This is a genomic window from Rhodococcus sp. T7 (genome assembly GCF_009872365.1).
GTDB lineage: Bacteria > Actinomycetota > Actinomycetes > Mycobacteriales > Mycobacteriaceae > Rhodococcus_F.
In genome coordinates this window covers 1-605 of the sequence record NZ_WXYH01000297.1, presented here as the reverse complement: position 1 = coordinate 605, position 605 = coordinate 1, and the positions used below count along the sequence as shown (strand labels likewise).

1 pseudogene is annotated in these 605 nt (G+C 66.0%); it reads right to left on the bottom strand.

Features of this window, described 5'->3' with window-relative positions:
• Positions 1-605, bottom strand: a pseudogene (locus MLGJGCBP_RS23720) (RNA-guided endonuclease InsQ/TnpB family protein); the annotation flags it as partial.

The following is a 605-nucleotide window of genomic DNA, read 5'->3' as shown; positions in this document are numbered from 1 at the left end:
TCGTCCGCGGTGGTCACCGCCAGGTTCACGATCCCCAGGTCCACGCCCAGCCACCCGGTGGGGTCGTCGGCGGGGACCAGCTGCTGCGGTGCGTCGGTGTCGACGGTTGCGTGCAGGTAGAAAGATCCGTCGCGGAACATCAGATCCGACTCGCCCTTGCGGTCGGCGAGCATTGTCAGCTGCCACGGCGCGCACACGAATCCGACGTCGCGCATCCGGCCGGCGGTCGTCCAGATCGACACCGTCGATCGATCGATCTGCCACGACAAGCACCGATCGTCGAACGGTTGGCCCGCGTCCTGACGGAACACGATCGCCTTACCCGCAACCTTCGCATACCGTCTCGATCCCGGCGTGCCGTAATTCCCGTGAAGCAGGTTCGCCGTCCGGGTCGCGTACGCATCCGCGACCTTCTTGATCACCCGGATCGCCGGCTGCGCCGACAACCCACACGCTTTGAGCTGGGCATAGACCTGCTTCTGCAGCGCGAACGGACGCCGATCCGCGGCGGTGTGCGCGAGCTGCGACACCATGTTCGCCCCCGCATTGCACAACTCCAGTGTCGATGTCAGCGCCACATACTGCTCCGGGGTCGGAGCCAGCTT